The sequence below is a fragment of the Flagellimonas aquimarina genome (assembly GCF_003149745.1).
Classification (GTDB): Bacteria; Bacteroidota; Bacteroidia; order Flavobacteriales; family Flavobacteriaceae; genus Flagellimonas; species Flagellimonas aquimarina.
The window spans coordinates 290281-308387 of the sequence record NZ_QGEG01000001.1 but is presented as its reverse complement, the minus strand read 5'-3'; the positions used below and the strand labels follow the sequence as shown (position 1 = coordinate 308387).

Annotated in this window: 17 protein-coding genes; 13 read left to right on the top strand and 4 right to left on the bottom strand. The window is 37.2% G+C overall.

From position 1 onward, the window contains the following. Positions 1 to 33: 33 nt before the first annotated feature. The 13 genes from DKG77_RS01370 (at position 34) to DKG77_RS01315 (ending at position 11319) form a co-directional block, all read left to right on the top strand. Positions 34 to 954 (top strand): PorP/SprF family type IX secretion system membrane protein, encoded by a 921-nt coding sequence (locus tag DKG77_RS01370; protein ID WP_243414783.1) that lies wholly within the window; start codon positions 34 to 36, stop codon positions 952 to 954. A 1-nt stretch (position 955) separates the two neighbouring features. Further along, positions 956 to 2905 carry an OmpA family protein gene (locus tag DKG77_RS01365; protein WP_165819328.1) on the top strand — a complete coding sequence of 650 codons (1950 nt, stop codon included), beginning with the start codon at positions 956 to 958 and terminating at the stop codon, positions 2903 to 2905. 160 nt (positions 2906 to 3065) lie between these two features. Beyond that, positions 3066 to 3605, top strand: coding sequence for an RNA polymerase sigma factor (locus DKG77_RS01360; RefSeq protein ID WP_165819327.1), 540 nt, complete (start codon positions 3066 to 3068; stop codon positions 3603 to 3605). Then, positions 3605 to 4150: a hypothetical protein gene (locus DKG77_RS01355; RefSeq protein ID WP_109659470.1), complete on the top strand. Its 546-nt coding sequence runs from the start codon at positions 3605 to 3607 to the stop codon at positions 4148 to 4150. Before DKG77_RS01360 ends, DKG77_RS01355 begins: the two co-directional genes overlap by 1 nt. Continuing rightward, positions 4131 to 5219, top strand: coding sequence for a hypothetical protein (locus DKG77_RS01350; protein ID WP_133248397.1), 1089 nt, complete (start codon positions 4131 to 4133; stop codon positions 5217 to 5219). The genes DKG77_RS01355 and DKG77_RS01350 overlap by 20 nt, the downstream gene beginning before the upstream one ends. Before the next feature lie 104 nt (positions 5220 to 5323). Continuing rightward, entirely contained in the window at positions 5324 to 5995 is a 672-nt protein-coding gene (locus DKG77_RS01345) for a hypothetical protein (RefSeq protein ID WP_109659466.1), read from the top strand. Then, positions 5988 to 6164 carry a hypothetical protein gene (locus DKG77_RS16915; RefSeq protein WP_165819326.1) on the top strand — a complete coding sequence of 59 codons (177 nt, stop codon included), beginning with the start codon at positions 5988 to 5990 and terminating at the stop codon, positions 6162 to 6164. Before DKG77_RS01345 ends, DKG77_RS16915 begins: the two co-directional genes overlap by 8 nt. A gap of 14 nt (positions 6165 to 6178) precedes the next feature. Further along, complete coding sequence (locus tag DKG77_RS01340) at positions 6179 to 8524, top strand: TonB-dependent receptor (protein WP_109659464.1); 2346 nt, start codon at positions 6179 to 6181, stop codon at positions 8522 to 8524. A gap of 16 nt (positions 8525 to 8540) precedes the next feature. Further along, entirely contained in the window at positions 8541 to 9374 is an 834-nt protein-coding gene (locus tag DKG77_RS01335) for a GIN domain-containing protein (protein ID WP_109659462.1), read from the top strand. Positions 9375 to 9416: 42 nt separating this feature from the next. After that, the gene (locus DKG77_RS01330) at positions 9417 to 9707 is read left to right on the top strand and encodes a DUF6958 family protein (protein ID WP_109659460.1); all 291 of its coding nucleotides are present in this window, start codon (positions 9417 to 9419) and stop codon (positions 9705 to 9707) included. A 73-nt stretch (positions 9708 to 9780) separates the two neighbouring features. Further along, on the top strand, positions 9781 to 10380 hold the full coding sequence (locus DKG77_RS01325; RefSeq protein ID WP_109659458.1) for a DUF4202 domain-containing protein: 600 nt from the start codon (positions 9781 to 9783) through the stop codon (positions 10378 to 10380). Next, positions 10367 to 10951: a precorrin-2 dehydrogenase/sirohydrochlorin ferrochelatase family protein gene (locus tag DKG77_RS01320; RefSeq protein ID WP_109661361.1), complete on the top strand. Its 585-nt coding sequence runs from the start codon at positions 10367 to 10369 to the stop codon at positions 10949 to 10951. The genes DKG77_RS01325 and DKG77_RS01320 overlap by 14 nt, the downstream gene beginning before the upstream one ends. Continuing rightward, on the top strand, positions 10951 to 11319 hold the full coding sequence (locus DKG77_RS01315; protein WP_109659456.1) for a DUF7009 family protein: 369 nt from the start codon (positions 10951 to 10953) through the stop codon (positions 11317 to 11319). Before DKG77_RS01320 ends, DKG77_RS01315 begins: the two co-directional genes overlap by 1 nt. Positions 11320 to 11348: 29 nt before the next feature. On the opposite strand, the gene DKG77_RS01310 is transcribed toward DKG77_RS01315, so the two are convergent. The 4 genes from DKG77_RS01310 to DKG77_RS01295 form a co-directional block, all read right to left on the bottom strand. Beyond that, entirely contained in the window at positions 11349 to 11597 is a 249-nt protein-coding gene (locus DKG77_RS01310) for a LytR/AlgR family response regulator transcription factor (RefSeq protein ID WP_279305969.1), read from the bottom strand. A 699-nt stretch (positions 11598 to 12296) separates the two neighbouring features. Then, positions 12297 to 13238, bottom strand: coding sequence for an ROK family protein (locus DKG77_RS01305; protein WP_109659454.1), 942 nt, complete (start codon positions 13236 to 13238; stop codon positions 12297 to 12299). Between the two features lie 2 nt (positions 13239 to 13240). Beyond that, positions 13241 to 14683 (bottom strand): sugar MFS transporter, encoded by a 1443-nt coding sequence (locus tag DKG77_RS01300; RefSeq protein WP_109659452.1) that lies wholly within the window; start codon positions 14681 to 14683, stop codon positions 13241 to 13243. A 12-nt stretch (positions 14684 to 14695) separates the two neighbouring features. Next, positions 14696 to 18043, bottom strand: coding sequence for a VCBS repeat-containing protein (locus DKG77_RS01295; protein ID WP_243414778.1), 3348 nt, complete (start codon positions 18041 to 18043; stop codon positions 14696 to 14698). Between the last annotated feature and the right edge of the window lie 64 nt (positions 18044 to 18107).

The window sequence follows — 18107 nt, the reverse complement described above, 5'->3', positions numbered from 1 at the left end:
ATGGGTATTAGAAAAGTCAAAAAAATACAACAAATGAAGAAGCAATTACGATATGCCTGTTTAATTACCTTGCTGTTGGGAACCTTTATGGCTTCAGCGCAGCAAGACCCACAGTTTACACAGTATATGTACAATACTTTAAGTGTAAACCCGGCTTATGCAGGTTCTCGTGGACATCTTACAGCACTGTTGATGCATCGCTCGCAATGGGTGGGGGTCAATGGAGCACCTACAACCCAGGTTTTGGCTGTTGATGGTCCAATGGGGAATAATGTAGGATTAGGATTGGTACTCTCCCATGATGCATTGGGGCCTTCTTCTGAGGCTTTTGTGGATGCCAATTTTTCCTATACCGTACAACTGGATGACTCGGATAAGAAACTGTCATTTGGTCTTAAAGGAGGAGGGAGACTATTTAATGTCGATTTTTCCAAAGGGTTGGTAGAAAACCCAGATGTAGCCTTTCAGAATAATATTGAAAATAAATTTTTTCCAACCATTGGTGCAGGTATTTATTACCATACAGCAAAAAGTTATCTAGGACTTGCGGTGCCCAATTTTTTCTCAGAGGATCATTATGATGGGCAAGAACAGGAAATTGCTGCAGAAAGGCTGCATTATTTTTTAATTGGGGGAAAGATTATTGATTTAACCCCAGATATTAAATTTAAACCCGCCTTTTTTGTAAAATGGGTTCCCGGGGCACCGGTTATTGCAGATATTTCTGCGAACGTTATGCTCATGGAAACTTTTACCGCAGGTCTGGCTTACCGTTGGGACGATTCCTTTTCCACTCTTTTGGGACTTCAAATATCACCTGATTTAAGTGTGGGGTATGCTTACGATTTAACTACATCGGATTTGAGAAGTTATACCAGTGGAACACATGAAATATTCTTACGATACGAGTTTAAAACCGTGGAAAAAAGACTTAAATCCCCAAGATTTTACTAAGATGAAAACTATAAAAACCAACATAGTCATACTTTTTTCACTTATGGGGTGCATTGTGCAAGCCCAGTTAAAGTACAATGACGCCGATGCAAATTTTGATAATTTACTGTATGTAAGGGCAGCAAATCAATATGAAAGTATTGTCCAAAAAGGAGACGATTCCCAACATGTTTTACAGCGTTTGGGAGATGCCTATTTTTTCAATACAGATATGGAAAATGCGGCTAAATGGTATGGTGTTTTGTTTTCTAAATATGAGAATGTACTTAAGCCAGAGCATGTCTTTAGGTATGTTCATGCACTAAAGGGAATAGGTAATTATAAATTGGCCAAGGCCATTATGAAGATTTATACCAAAAAATTGGATGCATCGGATTTTGAAGTAGACCAATTAAAGAACAATGATGAAGCTTTGGACGAATTGTTGAACAGACAGCCTCAATTCTATATTTCAAATCTCGCCATTAACACCCCTGTTGCTGATTTTGGAACTACCTATTATAAGGACAAAATTGTGTTCTCCTCAAGTAGGGATTCACTAAGATTTGAGACAAGGGTATATGAATGGAACAAACAACCTTATTTGGATTTCTTTATGGCGGACACCAATAACCTTGGGTCTGATTTGGCAGAGGTGGTTCAATTTTCAGAAATACTGAATACCAGATATCATGAAGCGGTAGCAACCTTTATTCCGGAAGGTAATGTAATGTATTTTACAAGAAACAATTACTCAAACCAAACCTTGGGGAGAGACGGAGAAGGTACCAACCATTTAAAAATGTATACTTCCCAGCTTCAAGGAGGAGAATGGACAGCTGCAACCGAGGTTTCATTCAATAGTGAGGAGTACTCCGTAGGACAACCGGCATTAAGTCCGGATGGGCGATTTCTTTTCTTTGTTTCAGACATGCCCGGCAGTATTGGAGGCACCGACATTTTTGTTGTTGAAATCAATAAAGATGGCAGTTTTTCACAGCCAAGAAATTTGGGCCCCACAATAAATACCAGCGGTAGGGAAATGTTCCCTTACATTACTGAAGAAAAACTCTATTTTGCTTCTGATGGACATTTAGGTCTGGGAGGACTTGATATTTTTGAAAGTGAAATAGGACGAGATGGTTTTGGAGCACCCAATAATTTGGGTAGGCCCTTAAACAGCAATAGAGATGACTTTGCATATATAGTTAATGAGTCTTCGGATAGAGGTTACTTTTCCTCAAATAGAGAAGGAGGTAAGGGAGACGATGACATATACTCTTTTCAACGCTTAGAAGAAGCTTGCGAGCAGACGGTAAAAGGAAGTGTTATTAGAAAAGCCAATGCACAGCCCATAGTAAATGTAAATGTTGAGCTTCTTTTGGCAGATGGGACTTCCATTGGCAAAACGATTACTGACCCGTATGGGGCATTTAATTTTGACATTGTTTTGGATTGTGAGGCTGAGTACAACATCAAAATAGGCAAACAAGGCTTTATTGCCAATGAAAAAGCATTTACAACAAGTAATGAGAAGGATTATATGAACACTGTTCCTATGGAAATTACCAAGGAGCTTAACAAATTGATTGTACGTGAAAACGGAGTGCTCAAAATTAAAATTGATAACATTTATTTTGATTTGAACAAGGCGGACATTCGTCCAGACGCAGCTCAAGAACTAAATAAGATTGTAGAGGTGATGAAGGAATATCCTAAAATGGTTATTAAGGTTGAAGCACATACAGATTCTAGAGGAAGCGACCGCTACAATGAAACCTTATCCGATAAAAGGGCAAAGGCTACAGGAAGTTATATTATTTCTCAAGGGATAGAAACCAATAGAATAGAAAGTGCAATAGGTTATGGAGAAAAGGTGCTATTGAACCAATGTAGCAATGGAGTTAGGTGCACTAATGAGGAGCACGATGTAAACAGAAGATCTGAATTTATTATTGTAAGATTGGAATAGACAGGCATTGCAAATAAGAACATCATAAAAACCTTCAACTTTCGTTGGAGGTTTTTTTATTTAAAATAAGGTTTAATGCAACCCTTAGATTTCCGAATTGTCTTTGGAATAGATGAAATAGGATTATTTTTAGCAGTCATTGAATAACCGTCCAGAATTTTTGGAAGCAAACGTACGTTTTACGCACCAAGCTTTGGTAGAACAAAGCAAAGCAGGTAACCAGAATGCCCAGTACCAATTGTACGGGCTGTATGTGGATGCCATGTTCAATGTGGCTATGCGGTTATTGACCATAAGGGAAGATGCAGAAGATGTGTTGCAAGAAAGTTTTGTGGAGGCATTTAAGAAGTTGGATACTTTTCGGTTTGAAAGCACTTTTGGGGCCTGGTTAAAGAGAATTGTAATCAATAGAAGCATCAATCATTTAAAAGCAAAGCGTTTGCTGTTGTCATCATTAGAGAATGAAGGCGAACCCGCAGAGGAAGAGGAAACAGAGCTCGTTCCAGATTTTGAAATAGAAAAAATAAAAATGGGCTTGGGGCAATTACCAGAAGGATATAAACAGATAATAACACTGTATTTAATAGAAGGATATGATCATGTGGAAATTGGACAAATATTGGGAATATCAACATCAACCTCCAAGTCGCAATACCATAGAGCAAAAAAGAAACTAGTTCAAATTGTAAATGAATTGTAATGGACAATTTTGAAAAATACATAAAGGAAAACAAAGAAGCTTTTAATATCCATAAAGTGGATAAGGATAAGCTTTGGCAAGGGATTACATCTCAATTGGAAGAGGATGACCAGGTTAAGGTTATTCCCTTATGGAAATCCCGTAAACTTAGAGTGGCGGCTTCGATAATCTTGCTATTGGGACTATCATTGACAACTTTTCTAATGGTAAGCAATCCGGTTTCTCAAGTAGGTGAAGGCTATGCAAGTGAGGAGTTGTTGGATATAGATATGTATTACAAAAACTTGGTTTATCAACAAGTACAATTGGTCAAAAACCATCCTACGCTTGCTGCTGAAGATAAAGAAGAATTCTTGTCCTTTATGGATGAATTGGATTATGAATACGAACAATTAAGACTAGAAATGCAGAACAATTTGGACAATGAGCTGGTATTGGAAGCCATTGTGAACAATTATAAAAAACGTATTGAACTGATTGAGAATTTACTTAAACAGATCAATGCTTCTAAAAATGAAACGGATTATGAAGGGTATATTTTATAAAAACACAATCCTCTCAGCAGTGCTGTTTTGCTTTGTCAGTTTTGCTGCAGCACAGAGCGAGCGTTCTAAGAAGTGGGAAAAAAGTTATGACCTTCCAACTTCAGGAACAGTGCAAATAGAGAATAAATACGGGGATGTAATCGTCAACGGTTGGAACAAAGATCAGGTAAAGGTGTCCATATCCATGAAAGTAACCCATAGAAAGGACGAAAATGCCAAGAAATTACTAGATAGGATTCGTCCAGAAGTCATTACGACAGAAGACTTTATTAGGGTAACTTCCGAGATTGCGGATCGCAGTTCCAGTGTGTTTTCCAGATATTTTAATAAGGCCAATCCCTTTGATTTTGATAAATCCAATATCCAAATAGATTATGAGGTATACCTGCCGGTAAATACAGAGCTTAATATTACGAACAAGTTTGGTGATGTAATTATAGGAAATTGGAATGGAGATTTAGAGGCCAATATACAGCATGGGGATATGTGGATCAATGAAGATATATCTACTATGAAAATTGATATGCGCTTTGGAAAATTAAATTGTGGAAAAATCGGCTACGGAAACATTAAAATGAGCAATGGAGGCATTGATGTTGAGAATGCGCAGAAGTTGAAAATTATCAGTAGTGGTAGTGATATAAATTTGGATGAAGTATCTAACTTAGAGCTGTATTCCAGTAAAGATGAGGTGAATCTGTTTAAAATTGAAAGCCTTCGTGGAGATTTTAAATTTTCTAATGTGGACATCAAAAACATTGGTGATGAAGTATTTTTAACCCTGAGGATAGCCGAAGTTGAGATTCACCATTTTCTTGAACCCAGTCCGGATATAAATATTGTTCAAGAATCCTCAGATATAAACATGAATATTTCAGGTCTTGCATTTGATTTTAGAGCAACGTTGGAACAAGGGCTTTTAAGAGTCCCAAAAACTTTTACAGGGATTAAAACCAATGTGACCAATGCTGGGAAAAAGATTAGGGATATTACAGCCACTTATGGCTCTGGGACTAGAGGAGATTTCTCTATAAATGGAATTAAAGGGGTAATTGTGCTCACAGATTAAAAGTCTAATGTTGATTGCGCTAAAAATAATTTGAAAAAAAAATGATAGGTGTGCAACCTTTTGGAATTATGATTGTCTTTAATGCGATAACCTAAACAAAAACAATGAAACAGCATCTACTAATCTTACCCGTACTATTATTCTACTGTATTTCCTGGGGCCAGGACCAAGATCAAGAACAAGAAGATAGTGGGTATATAGAATTTAATGATCGTAGCAACGTAGTACATGGAGTTTACCTAGGCGTAGGAGCTTATTTTGGAGAGATTGATGGCGAAAACACGTATCACGGCGTATTCAAAGTTGCCTATGTGGCAAATAAACAATTTGAAGTAGGTTTTGCGGCTGTGGGGTTTTATTCCCAACAAGATTTAAGAATAGACGCTTTTGAGACCTTGGACTTTGCAGGAGGTTATGCAGGTCTTCATATAGAGCCCATTCTATTTGGTCGCTCCAAGGTTAACCTTTCATTTCCATTGTTGGTAGGTGCCGGCGCCGTGGTTTACGTAGAGGACAATAATAGAGAAATTGATATTGATTTAGATAGAGATGAATGGGATGAGGTTTTTGTTGTTGAACCTGGAGTAAATTTTCTTTATAACCTTTCAAGATATGTGCAACTGGAAGTTGGCATGAGATATAGGTTTTCCAGTAAAGTGGACCTGAGTCCGGACAGAATCAAGAACATAAATGGATTTTCTGCTGGTTTTGGCATAAAAGTGGGCATCTTCAATATGGGAAGAAATAGGTACAAAAAACATTTAGGGAATGAATAACAAATCAAAAAACAACGAACAATCAATAAAAGGCCTGTCATCGAGGCATGTATTCTCAGAAAATGGGACCGTTTTTGTAAGAAGCTCTCAAAATTTGGAAATGGATGAATGGTCGGTCATAAATTTCTTTTGGATTCCGGTATTAAAACTGGAAAAAGAGCTCCGTTAACCACCTTAGATTAGATGATGAAAAAATCAAAAATCAATAGCCCTTTATTCTTGGGCCTGTTTCTTACATCTATATTTCTGGGGCATGGTCAAAATTTAATACAAACGGTAAAGGGAAAAGTTACCGATATAGTCACGGGAAGCCCATTGATGGGGGCAACAATCGTCCTTATTAATTCTGAACCACCACTTGGGGTAATTACAGATACGCAAGGATTTTTTATTATGGAGAATGTACCTGTTGGAAGACAATCTTTTAGTTGTAGTTATTTGGGTTATGAAGATGCTCTGGCTTCTGAAGTTTTAATTGGATCTGCAAAGGAAATCAACCTGACCATTAGGTTAACGGAATCCTTGAATCGGTTAGGAGAAGTAGTGGTCCAAGCTCGTAAAGATCAGATCAGACCCAACAATAAATTGGCAACGGTAAGCGCAAGGTCATTTGGGGTTGAAGAGGCCAAACGCTTTCCGGCAAGTATTAGCGACCCCGGTAGGATGGCACTTTCTTTTGCGGGTGTAACCAATACGGATGATACTACCAATGAGATAGTAATTAGAGGCAATGCGCCAAACCAGCTATTATGGAAAATTGAAGGGGTTGAGGTGCCAGAACCCAATCATTTTTCCGAAGAAGGATATTCACCAGGAGCAGTGAGCTTATTAAGTACCAATATGTTGGGCAATTCTGATTTTTTCACAGGAGCTTTTCCAGCAGAATATGGAAATGCCACTTCTGGGGTTTTTGATATTAAATTGAGAAACGGAAATGCGGAAAATACGGAGTATGCCTTTCAGTTTGGAGTATTGGGTACCGATTTGGCCATTGAAGGGCCATTGTCCAAAAATTACAAAGGTTCTTATTTGGTCAATTATCGCTATTCTACCCTAACTGTTTTGAATGAAATCATTGAAGTTTCTGAAGGATCGGTGCCCACGTTTCAGGACATTGCATTTAAGCTGAATTTACCAATTGGAGAAAAAACAAATCTATCTCTATGGGGAATTGGCGGAATTAGTGAAGATAACCAGGATAATGCCGATCAAGTAAACCCAATTATTGCGGAGGATGAACAGTTTGATTCAAAAACCTACATGGGTGGGCTCAATATCAAGCACTTTTTTAATACCAATACATCCATAGATGGAGCCCTGTCCTTATCGGGTAACAGAAGTGACTATGTTTTTTCTCTAGATAATACAACCAACGACGATTTCTTTCAGGAAAGAGATGTTCTTAGAAACAATGCTTTTAGATTAAGTGCTAATCTCAATCAAAAGTTCAATGCTAAGACAACTCTTAAAACCGGGTTCATCTATAGCAGATTGTCTTATGATGTTTTAACTGATGAAACCCAAAATACCAATACCGCCACTTTAGTGGATGCTGAGGGAAATGGTACATTTCTTCAGTTTTTTTCTCAAGCTAAATATAGATTCAATGAGAAGTTCTCAACTACATTTGGGCTACATGCCTCTTCGTTTTCGGTTAACGATGATTTTGTAATAGAACCCAGAGGCGGATTTGAATATAAAATTTCTCCAAAACATGTCCTAAGTGCCGGTATTGGGCTGCATTCTAGAAGAATGCCCTTAAATCAATATTTTATTGAAATTCCAGATGGCAATGGAAATATAAGAACGCCCAACACCCAACTGGATTTGATGAGAGCCACACATTATGTGCTAGGTTATGATTGGCGGATTATCAAAAACGGTCACTTAAAAATTGAAGCGTACTACCAAGATTTGAACAAAGTGGCAGTAGCAAATAGCCCTAATTTTACCGACTCTTTTTTAAACGGGGTCTTCATTAGTGGAGAACTTACGGATTCCGGTAAGGCCAGAAATTATGGATTGGAGTTTACCCTGGAAAAATTCTTTTCAAACCAATATTATTTTTTGGTGACCAGTTCGCTTTTCGATTCGCAATATCGTGCTGCAGATGGCAATTGGTATGATAGCAGATACAACGCTAATTACACTTTTAACATAGTTGGTGGCAAAGAATTTAAAGTTGGAAAAAATGACAACAACATTTTTGGGGTCAATGCCAAAGTATTGTGGAACGGTGGTAAAAGAGGAACGCCAATAGACTTGGATTTCTTTGACCAAACGGGGAATGTACGGCTGATTCAAAACCAAAGGAACACCCTGCAATTTGATGATTACTGGAGAATAGATGCCAGTTTTTCATATAGGATCAACAGGCCCAAAGTAGCCCATATCATCTCACTTGATATTCAAAACATTACAAATAGGCTCAACGTGGATGAAGAATTTTTTAATACCCAAACCAGAATGATCGAGACAGAATATCAACTGGAACTTTTACCATTGCTCAATTATAGAATAGAATTTTAATCAAAAAACGAACATCATGATAACAATCAAAAACAGTTTATTGGCCATAAGTATGGCCCTATTAACAAGTTCATGCACACACGAAACCATTAGGGTTTCTGATGAGGTTTCTATCATAGACTATGACTATCAAAATGTTACCGCTCTTACCGTGGCAACAGATTTTAAAGCATATGTCACTTTTTCTGATACCGAAGAAAGCGTGCGGATTAAGGCCAATACCAATCTTTTTGAAAAAATGAGGGTTTATCAAGAGGGTGAAAGACTTACTGTTAAACTAAAGAACAATGTCAGCATAAAGGGAAAGGAAACCTTAGAACTGTTTGTTACCATGCCAGAAATTAGGGATTACAAAGCATCTTCAGATGCAGCCATTTTTTTAAATACCCCATTAAATGCCAAAAATGTTGCCATAAATCTAAGTTCAGATGCGTATTTTGAAGGGGACATTACCGCAAATGATTTTGAGCTAAGAGCCTCTTCAGATAGCAAAGCGATGGTCTATTTAAAGGCTACAGATGCATATATGAACCTTTCTTCTGGCGCGGATCTGGATGGCGAATCAGATGTGGAAAAGGCTATCATTAAATTATCATCGGATGCAGTAGTGGACTTAATAGGTGCCATTGGGAACTTAGAAGCAACACTGTCTTCTGATAGTGACCTGAAAGACTACGGTTTGCAAGTGAAAGATTTAAAAATCTCATTATCATCAGATAGTGATTCTTATTTGTCTGTTTCCAATACAATAGATGTTACGGCCAATTCTGATAGTAGACTGTTTTATAAAGGAGATGCAGAAATAGTGAGACAAATATTGTCAAGCGATGGAAAGGTCATCAAAAAATAGCTCGATCTTTTATATATTGTATGGTAGAATAATATTGAAGAAATGTCTAAAGAAGAGCAAATAATGACAATGCACCCGCAAGGTAAAGCAGGGGTCAATATTCTTAAAAGACGTTATGATTTGATTAAAGATTTTATTGTGAATACCATTGCCGAAAAGAAGGTGATCACTTTTGAAAGTTTAGGTGACAGGGCGGTAGAAGAATTAACCGGCATTTTTGATGGTAAAGTGCTATGGTATATTGTTAGCGTGAAATTGGATTTGGAAGCAAGAGGGATTATTGAACGTATTCCTAAAACAAGTCCTCATCAACTTCGCATGAAAACCAATTAGATAGTTTCAGGTTAAAAAACGCTAATGGCTTTGAGCGTATCTCTTTTCTGAATATTTTTAGAAAAAATCGACTATGGCCGCATCTGAAAAGCTTTTGGAAGCCTTTCATCTTTTTGATGAGGCAAATACCAAAGATCCCAATATAGAAGTATTTAACGGGAAAACATACCCAAAAGAATTGTTGTATGCTATGCGTATGACAGATATGTTGGACTTGTTTGCTCCAAACGCTTCAGAGGCATTAAAACTTGCAGCTCGCAGCCAACATATTTGTAGATGGGAAATTCCTAGGAATAAATATGAAATGGGTCGTGCAGGGTATTTAAAGTGGCGGCAAGATCTTAAGAAATTCCATGTGCAAAAGGCTTCCGAAATTCTAAAACAAGTTGGTTATGCACAAGATACAATTGACCAGGTAACATTCCTTTTATTAAAAAAGCAACTTAAAAAAAGTAAGGAAACCCAAACCTTGGAAGACATTATTTGTCTGGTGTTTCTAAATTACTATTTTGAGCCGTTTATGCAAAAACATCCAAATGACAAAGTTGTGGATATTGTTCAAAAGACCTGGCGAAAAATGTCTCCAGAAGGCCAAAAGTCAGCTTTGGAGTTGGCATTTTCTGAAAATGCAAAAAACCTAATAACAAATGCAATCGCAAATGGAGAGAAATGAATTATACCCTATCTTTTTAAAAGCAGCTAACCTGAACATACTTATTGTTGGTGGAGGTAATGTTGGATTGGAAAAACTGACTTTTTTGCTAAAGTCCAGCCCCAACGCAAAGGTGCAAATGATAGCTCCCCAATTTTTAAATGAGACCTTGAATTTAGCAAAAAACCATGATGTCCAAATTACTAAGGATGTATATAACAAACGGTTTTTAGAAGGAAAGCATATAGTGGTAGCTTGCACAGATAGGGTTGAAGTGAATGAAGAAGTTTATCATGACTGCAGGGAACGCAGTATTTTGGTAAACGTTGCGGATAACCCTCCTTTTTGTGATTTTTATATGGGCGGTATTGTGACAAAGGGCAATGTGAAGGTAGCTATTTCCACCAATGGAAAATCTCCAACAGCGGCTAAAAGATTACGTCAATTTTTTGAGGATGTGCTTCCAGAAAACGTTGATGATTTGGTAAAGAACTTAAATGAGTACCGTAAAACCATAAAAGGCGATTTTGAAGAAAAAGTAGAAGCTTTAAATGAGTTTACCAAAAGCTTGGTAAACAAAAAGAGTAAATAATGAAAATAAGGATAAAAGGAGATTCCGTTCGGTTTAGACTAACAAAAACAGAAGTGGAGACATTTTGTAAAGAGGGTCGTTATAGTGAGCAAACGAATTTTGATTCTGCCATTTTCAACTATGTAATTGAAACTAAGGAAGGTATAGATAGTCTGGAAGCCGAGTTCCAAAATAACACCATAACGTTGTTTTTGTCTAAGGAGGAAGCTGAAAAATGGATGTACGAAACCCGAGTGGGTTACGAAAATCAGATGACTTTAAAAAGTGGAAAAAAGCTTCATCTGCTTTTGGAAAAGGATTTTATTTGCTTGGATGAGACCATTGAAGACCAGTCAGATAATTACCCAAATCCTAAGAATTTAGGGTGACTCTTTTATCTGGACTAATCAATAGATTCTCATAACTTTTTCATTACACAAAGAAGTTCTTCTTTCTTTCTAGGAGAAATACTAACATGCATATCATTGCTCATAATAATATAACCACCATCAGATTTAATGTATTTTTTCACCTCTTTTAAGTTAATAAGGTAACTGTTATGTACCCTCATAAATTGTTGTTCTGCCAATAGGTTTTCATATTCCTTTAGATGTTTGCTTACCAATAGGGAACTTTTATTTTTTTGTGAATACTGGTGCTTGGCCAGTTTACAAACGGGAACAAAGAGATGATAAATTTGTGTTTAAGAATCATGCTAATGAACGAACACGCTTTTTCAATTGATAAATGAAGAAGTTGGATTAATCACTGGACATATGACCTTTTTTCAAGCAATCTATTGGTTAGGTGTCTGAAAATCAATTTTTTAAGACCTCAAAAGTTTGAGTCAAACAAATGATTTTGACTTTAATTAAAAAAAGAGTCACGGGGAGTGACTCTTTTAAGAAGTATATAGGTTAAATAAATGGGATGTTTTAAATTAGATTTAAATCCATTACAACCAAGGAATTATTCCAAGAATTCCTTGGCGTAATAGAAACCTCAACTAAACTAAACACCTTTATGACCAAACAGTTCAAAAGTGTGTTACTGTTTAAAATAATGTGAAAACGAACAAGCATTTATCCAAACCTTTCTGTTTCAACTATTATTTACATGACAAACATACTCTACAATTATGGTTGGGAAGCTAGTGAGCTTATGGATGGCCCATTTCATTTAACAAATGGGTGGTTTGGTCTAGCAATTCGTTAAAATCCAAATTGGAATATCCTCGTTTCAACTATTTTTTTAACAGTTTCAGCTTGGTTTAATAAGGTTATAAATTGGAAGTCTGGTGAAAAATGAACAGAGGCAATTTCAATAAGAATGATTTAAGATGGCCAGTATTTTTGTAGAACAAGGGTTAAATTTTTGGAAGTTTATTTTTAATGTGCTCCCAGAAATTTGGATCAAACATGCGTGTACAACCAATAATTGCTCCTTTTTCCATATGATGGGAAATCCTTATGGGAATAATGAGGTCGTTTTGATCAAGACATTGCTCCAAAGCTACACCAAAACAGGAGTAGGCTTTAGAGATGTTTCCTCCGAGTACTAGCACATCAGCTTGAAACTTTTTTAACCAAGGAGTGAGAAAGCCCCCTAAATTGTTTCCAAAATCATGGAAGACTTCTTTGATTTTTGCATCAGCATCAAAATTGTCCACAAGTTCTTTTACTCCAACTATATTTTTACCTGTGGCTTGGTGGTAGGCTTTAATAAACCCACGAGTTGAGAAATAATCGTCCGCCATTCCATCTTCATGCAGGATGTTCCATAAACATCCATTGGGAGGCACTGTGTTTCCGGTTACTATTGGAACTCCATTTTCAATAAACCCTGCCCCTAAACCAGTTCCAAGGGTAATGCACAATTGTTTCCTGTTTCCGTCAGCATGAGATAACCATGCTTCGCCTACTGCAAAAGATGTAGCATCGTTTAAAAAACGCATGGGCAAATGGCTACTGTGCGAGAGCAAGGGGTTAAGGTTTTCTTCGATTTTGGCTTGGTAAAGCGCTCCATATTTAAATCCTTCGGGATATTTTGCAATACCTTCTTTATAATCAAAGGGCCCTGGAATGGCAAAAGCAATACCCAGTAAAGGAATTTCTGCTGCTGCGTGTATGGTTTTGTTCAGAGTACTGGCCCAAGTCTCCATAATCGCTTCCAAAGATTCTAAATTGGCTACATGACTTGTGGTGTATGTATCATCAATTATTCTTTTTTCTCGAACATCCACAACCGCTGAGGATATGTGTGTTCCTCCAATATCCACTCCTATTACATATATATCTTCCCGGGTCATGCCTAAGTAGTTAAAGGTTTTACTTGATAACCTTTTAATCCATAAAAGATTAGATAGGCATAACAGAATATTGGAATAATAAAAGAGAGTTGAATGCCTATTTGATCAGCGACCGCTCCCTGTATTATGGGAACAATGGCCCCTCCCACAATCATCATTACCAATAATGAAGATGCTTGGCTAGTGTACTTCCCTAAATCTTTAATGGCCAATGTAAATATATTGGACCATAAAATTGAATTGAATGCGCCAATAGCTATAGCACTCCAAAATGCTAAGGTCCCATCTGCTAGAATCATTATAGCCAATAATATGATAACCACGGTAGCAAATAAAGTGAGCACCCTTGATGGTTTAGAACCGCCTATTAGAAAAGCGATGTAATTGATAATCAAAAAGAATATGAAGAATTGTATTTGGGCAAATGGAATAAGTTCCAAAGAAAAGACACCGTCATTATTTTGTACTCCTGTAATAAGGTAAATCACCATAAATGAAAGTATGGAAAGACACGCCATAAGTAGGTACTTTTTCAATTTATCCGTCATGCTTCCCATAGCGATGGACCCTAAGAACCTACCGATCATTGCACCTCCCCAATAATAGGATAAGAAAACACCTCCTTGTGCTTCGTCCATTCCGGCAATACTGTCCAACTTAAAAAAATTGATCAGGAAGCTCCCTATGGTTACCTCACCGCCCACATAAACAAAAATGGCTATCATTCCTAGGACCACATGTCTAAATTTTAATACATGAAGCCCTTTCTCTAGTGTTTCGGTATTCTTAAAGGAAGGGAGTTTTATGAATTTAATAATCAAAGCCAAAAGGAAAAATAATCCCCCGTAAATTAAGTAGGGTATTTTTAGGGAATCAACCGTTATCTCTCCGTTAGAAAAGACTTTGTACAATAAAAGAGCACCTATCAAAGGAGCCAGTGTGGCTCCAAAAGAATTAAAGCCCTGGGCAAGATTTAATCTACTGGAAGCTGTTTCAGGTTTTCCCAAAATTGCTGCATATGGATTGGCTGCTATTTGCAAAATTGTTACTCCTGAGGCCAATACAAACAATGCACTTAGAAATATACCGTAGCGCTGAAAGATTGCCGCTGGGTAAAATAGACAACAGCCTACACCACATAGCACCAAACCTATAATGATTCCATTTTTATATCCAATTCTCGAGATGGGATCTCCCTTGCTTACGGAAACAATGAAATAGACCAGTGAAATGATAAAAAACGCACCAAAAAACGCAAATTGTATAAGAGCAGCCTGAAAATAACTAAGTTCAAAAACTTCTTTTAAATGAGGAATCAAAACATCGTTCATAACCGTTATGAACCCCCACATAAAAAATAAGAAAGTGATTGTGAGAAATGGTTTTCTGTAATTAGTAGATTCGTTGGATTCCGCTATGCTGTTGCTATTGGGTATAATTGCCATAAATGGGTTGGTTTAGTCGGTCTTTTTCAGGATTGAAAAGGATTGTAGGATATCATTATTGTTTGCTACTAATATTTTTGGTTGATTCATATGTCTTATGACTCCTATTTTCTTGGCATCGCCTTTTGCAAAGAATCCACTTTCCATATTGGTTTTGGCTTTAAACGAGCCTTGGCCGTCACCCAAAAGCAAGAGCCCTGTACCGGCATCATTTCTTGGAGTTTCTATTTCTGAAACAAACAAATTACCTACCATCAACACATCTTTATGTCCATCTTGGTTAAAGTCGTCAATAAGCATGTCATTAATATTTGAGTGTTGCGCCGCCCTGGGCAGAGGAGATATTTTAAAACGCCCATCTCCTAAGTTTTCTATATAAGATGAGGCAAAGGTATTGGCCTTATAGTGAAGGGAGTTTTCTAATTTTTTAGCACCATAAACAGACTCCAATTCTAATGATGCGAAGAGGTCATACTTTTGAATTTTCTTTTTTAGGGCAGGAACTTGCTCAGATGAGCAAGAAAAACCTCTTAAGGGAAAATGCTTTTCATCATTGTAATATCCTAATACAATGTCTGAGGAGCCGTTACCATCAAAATCATTATAATATATATCAAAAGGATTTTCTGGAGAGGTCTTGTACTTGTAATTTAGACCAAGATTTCCTGCAATAAAATCCTCATCACCATCATTGTCAAAATCTCCTTTGGAAATACTGAACCACCATCCTGTAGTGCTTTCCAAGTCCACTATAGTCTCTTTTGTGAATCTCCCGTCTTGATTATTGAGTATGGTAATTGGCATCCATTCTCCTGAAAGAACCAAATCTTTATCACCATCCTTATCATAATCTGACCACAAGGCATCTGTAACCATTCCAATGTCCAGAAGTTCCGGGGCCACCTCACTGGTGACATTGATTAATTGACCATTATCGTTTTGAAGTATGCTGCTTGCAGTGGGCTTTGGGTATTGGTGGGGCAAATGCCTGCCCCCAACAAAAAGATCGTAATCGCCATCATTGTCATAATCTTCAGCTACTACTTTTGAGCCACTTGTGCTGAATGCATTGATAATGGCTCCTTTAGTAAAGGCTCCATTACCATCATTTATGTATAATCTGTCAGCATAATGTAGGTCGTTTGCTGGGTATTCATTACCACCGCTAACCACAAATAAATCTTTATGTCCGTCTTGGTTTATGTCTACGAACAAAGCATCAACGTCTTCATAAGGTGCTTCTTTTTTCCAAAACTCCTGGTTTGATGATTTAAATTCTCCACCTTGAGTTTGTAGATAAAGAACCCCACTCTTTCCAGTGGCACCACCAACGTAAATATCATCAAGTCCATCATTATTTACATCCGCTACGGCAAGAGCTGGCCCAAATTGTGATAATTTATGGGGCAACAGCACCTGCTGTTCATAATCGTCAAACTCATTTTCAACATGTGCATGGTTTATTGGAAGACTAGATGTAGTTTCTTGAAAGTTCTTTGCCTTTTGATGTTGCAGTTTTTTGTATGAAACACCTTGACCCATCTGAAATTGTATGGTTTTATTGGCCTTTATGTTCTTTTTTACACTCTTGGTATTGTTGGGCCATATTATTTCAATGCTATCTACTATTTTATGTGCTCCCAATCCAAAATGGACATAAGGTTCACTTGTAGAATAAATACCTCTAACATTAGTGGTTTCTATTACTTGAATTTGATTACCAACAGACAAAGTGACCCTTGCTCCAAAGACGGGTTTATTGTCTTTATCCATCAATTGTGCTCTAATGTAATTGGCGTTGGAAGTTTTTTCTGAGTTGTTGCGGTAAACGAACGCGGTTTCATTAATGTTATTGACCACAATGTCCAGGTCGCCATCATTATCTAAATCTGCGTACGCGGCACCGTTGGAAAAAGACTCTTCATTCAACCCCCATTCTTCAATCACCTTTTCAAACTCTAGGTTGCCCTTGTTTTTAAAAGTGTAATTTTTCAGAGGTTGTGATGGAATAGGGGACAGGGCATCTTCCAAGTCAATGATGTCAAAAACAGATTTTAAGTTTCCTCCATCTGGGTGTTTTTGTATCCAATCCAATCGGGTTTTGTTGATATACTCTGCCACTTTACTATCTGCATCTGTATTTCTGATGTCTCTTAACAACCCATTGGTAACGTATACATCCTTTAAACCATCGTTATCAAAATCTGCCACTAAATTGGACCAGCTCCAATCTGTGGCCGCCATTCCTGTAAGCTGTGCCACATCACTAAAGGTTTCGTTGCCATTATTTAATTGAAGCGTATTGTACATGTATTGATAGTGCCCGCCATCATTGTATACTTTCCAAAACGAACTGCGGTCCATTCCGCTCATATTGGATTTTAAACGAAAATTATCCTCAGGAACCATATCCAGAACAAAGATGTCTAAAAGAGCATCGTTGTTGATATCAGCAACATCTACTCCCATGCTGAAGTAAGAAATGTGATTGAAAGCGCTATCTACCGTATTGGTGAAAGTGCCATTCTGGTTGTTTATCAAAAGAAAATCCGGGGCATAGAAATCGTTGGACACGTATAGGTCGGTCCATCCATCATTATTAATATCACTTGCCGAAACCCCATTTGGAAAACCGACAAGATCAAGGCCTGACGCTTTTGTGACATCCTCAAAATTTCCGTCAAGGTTTTTATAAAGCTTAAGGCTGTACTCAGGTTTTAGCAATTCTGTTCCCTTAAATGGGGATAAACTACCTGGATTGGGTGGCTGTGTAAGTAAAAAAAGGTCTAAAAAACCATCTTTATCATAATCTAAAAATGTAGCGTGACGAGTACGTTGGTTATTTGCTATTCCATATTTTTTAGCAGACTCGGTAAAAGAACCATCACCATTGTTAAGATATAAAAGATTGGTTCGCCATTTAGGGTTGTCATCATACAACTCTCTGCTTACATAAATATCTAAATAGCCATCATTGTTAATGTCTGCTACTGTTACTCCCGTAGACCATCCCCCATCATTTAGTATTCCTGATTGCTCTGTGACATCATCGAATTTTAAATTGCCTTTATTAAAATAGAGTTTGTCCGAGACTTGGTTCCCGGCAAAAAATAAATCTTGAAGTCCATCATTATTGAAGTCGCCAACTCCCACTCCTGCACCACCATAAAAATTGGCATACCTTAAAATGTTATGTTCCTTTTCATCTTGCACATCATTTGAAAATAATATGCCGGTATACTGAGATTCCATTAATGTAAAACGTAAAACATCATTAACCTCTTGAGAGCAAGCAATCCATATTGGAGTCGCGACAAGTAAAAAAGAAAAAAGCTTTGTAACGGTTCGTTTTATCATCATTTCAATGCAATTACTTTACAAAATACTGAAACAAAAATAAAGGAGAGTTGCCTCTCCTTTATTC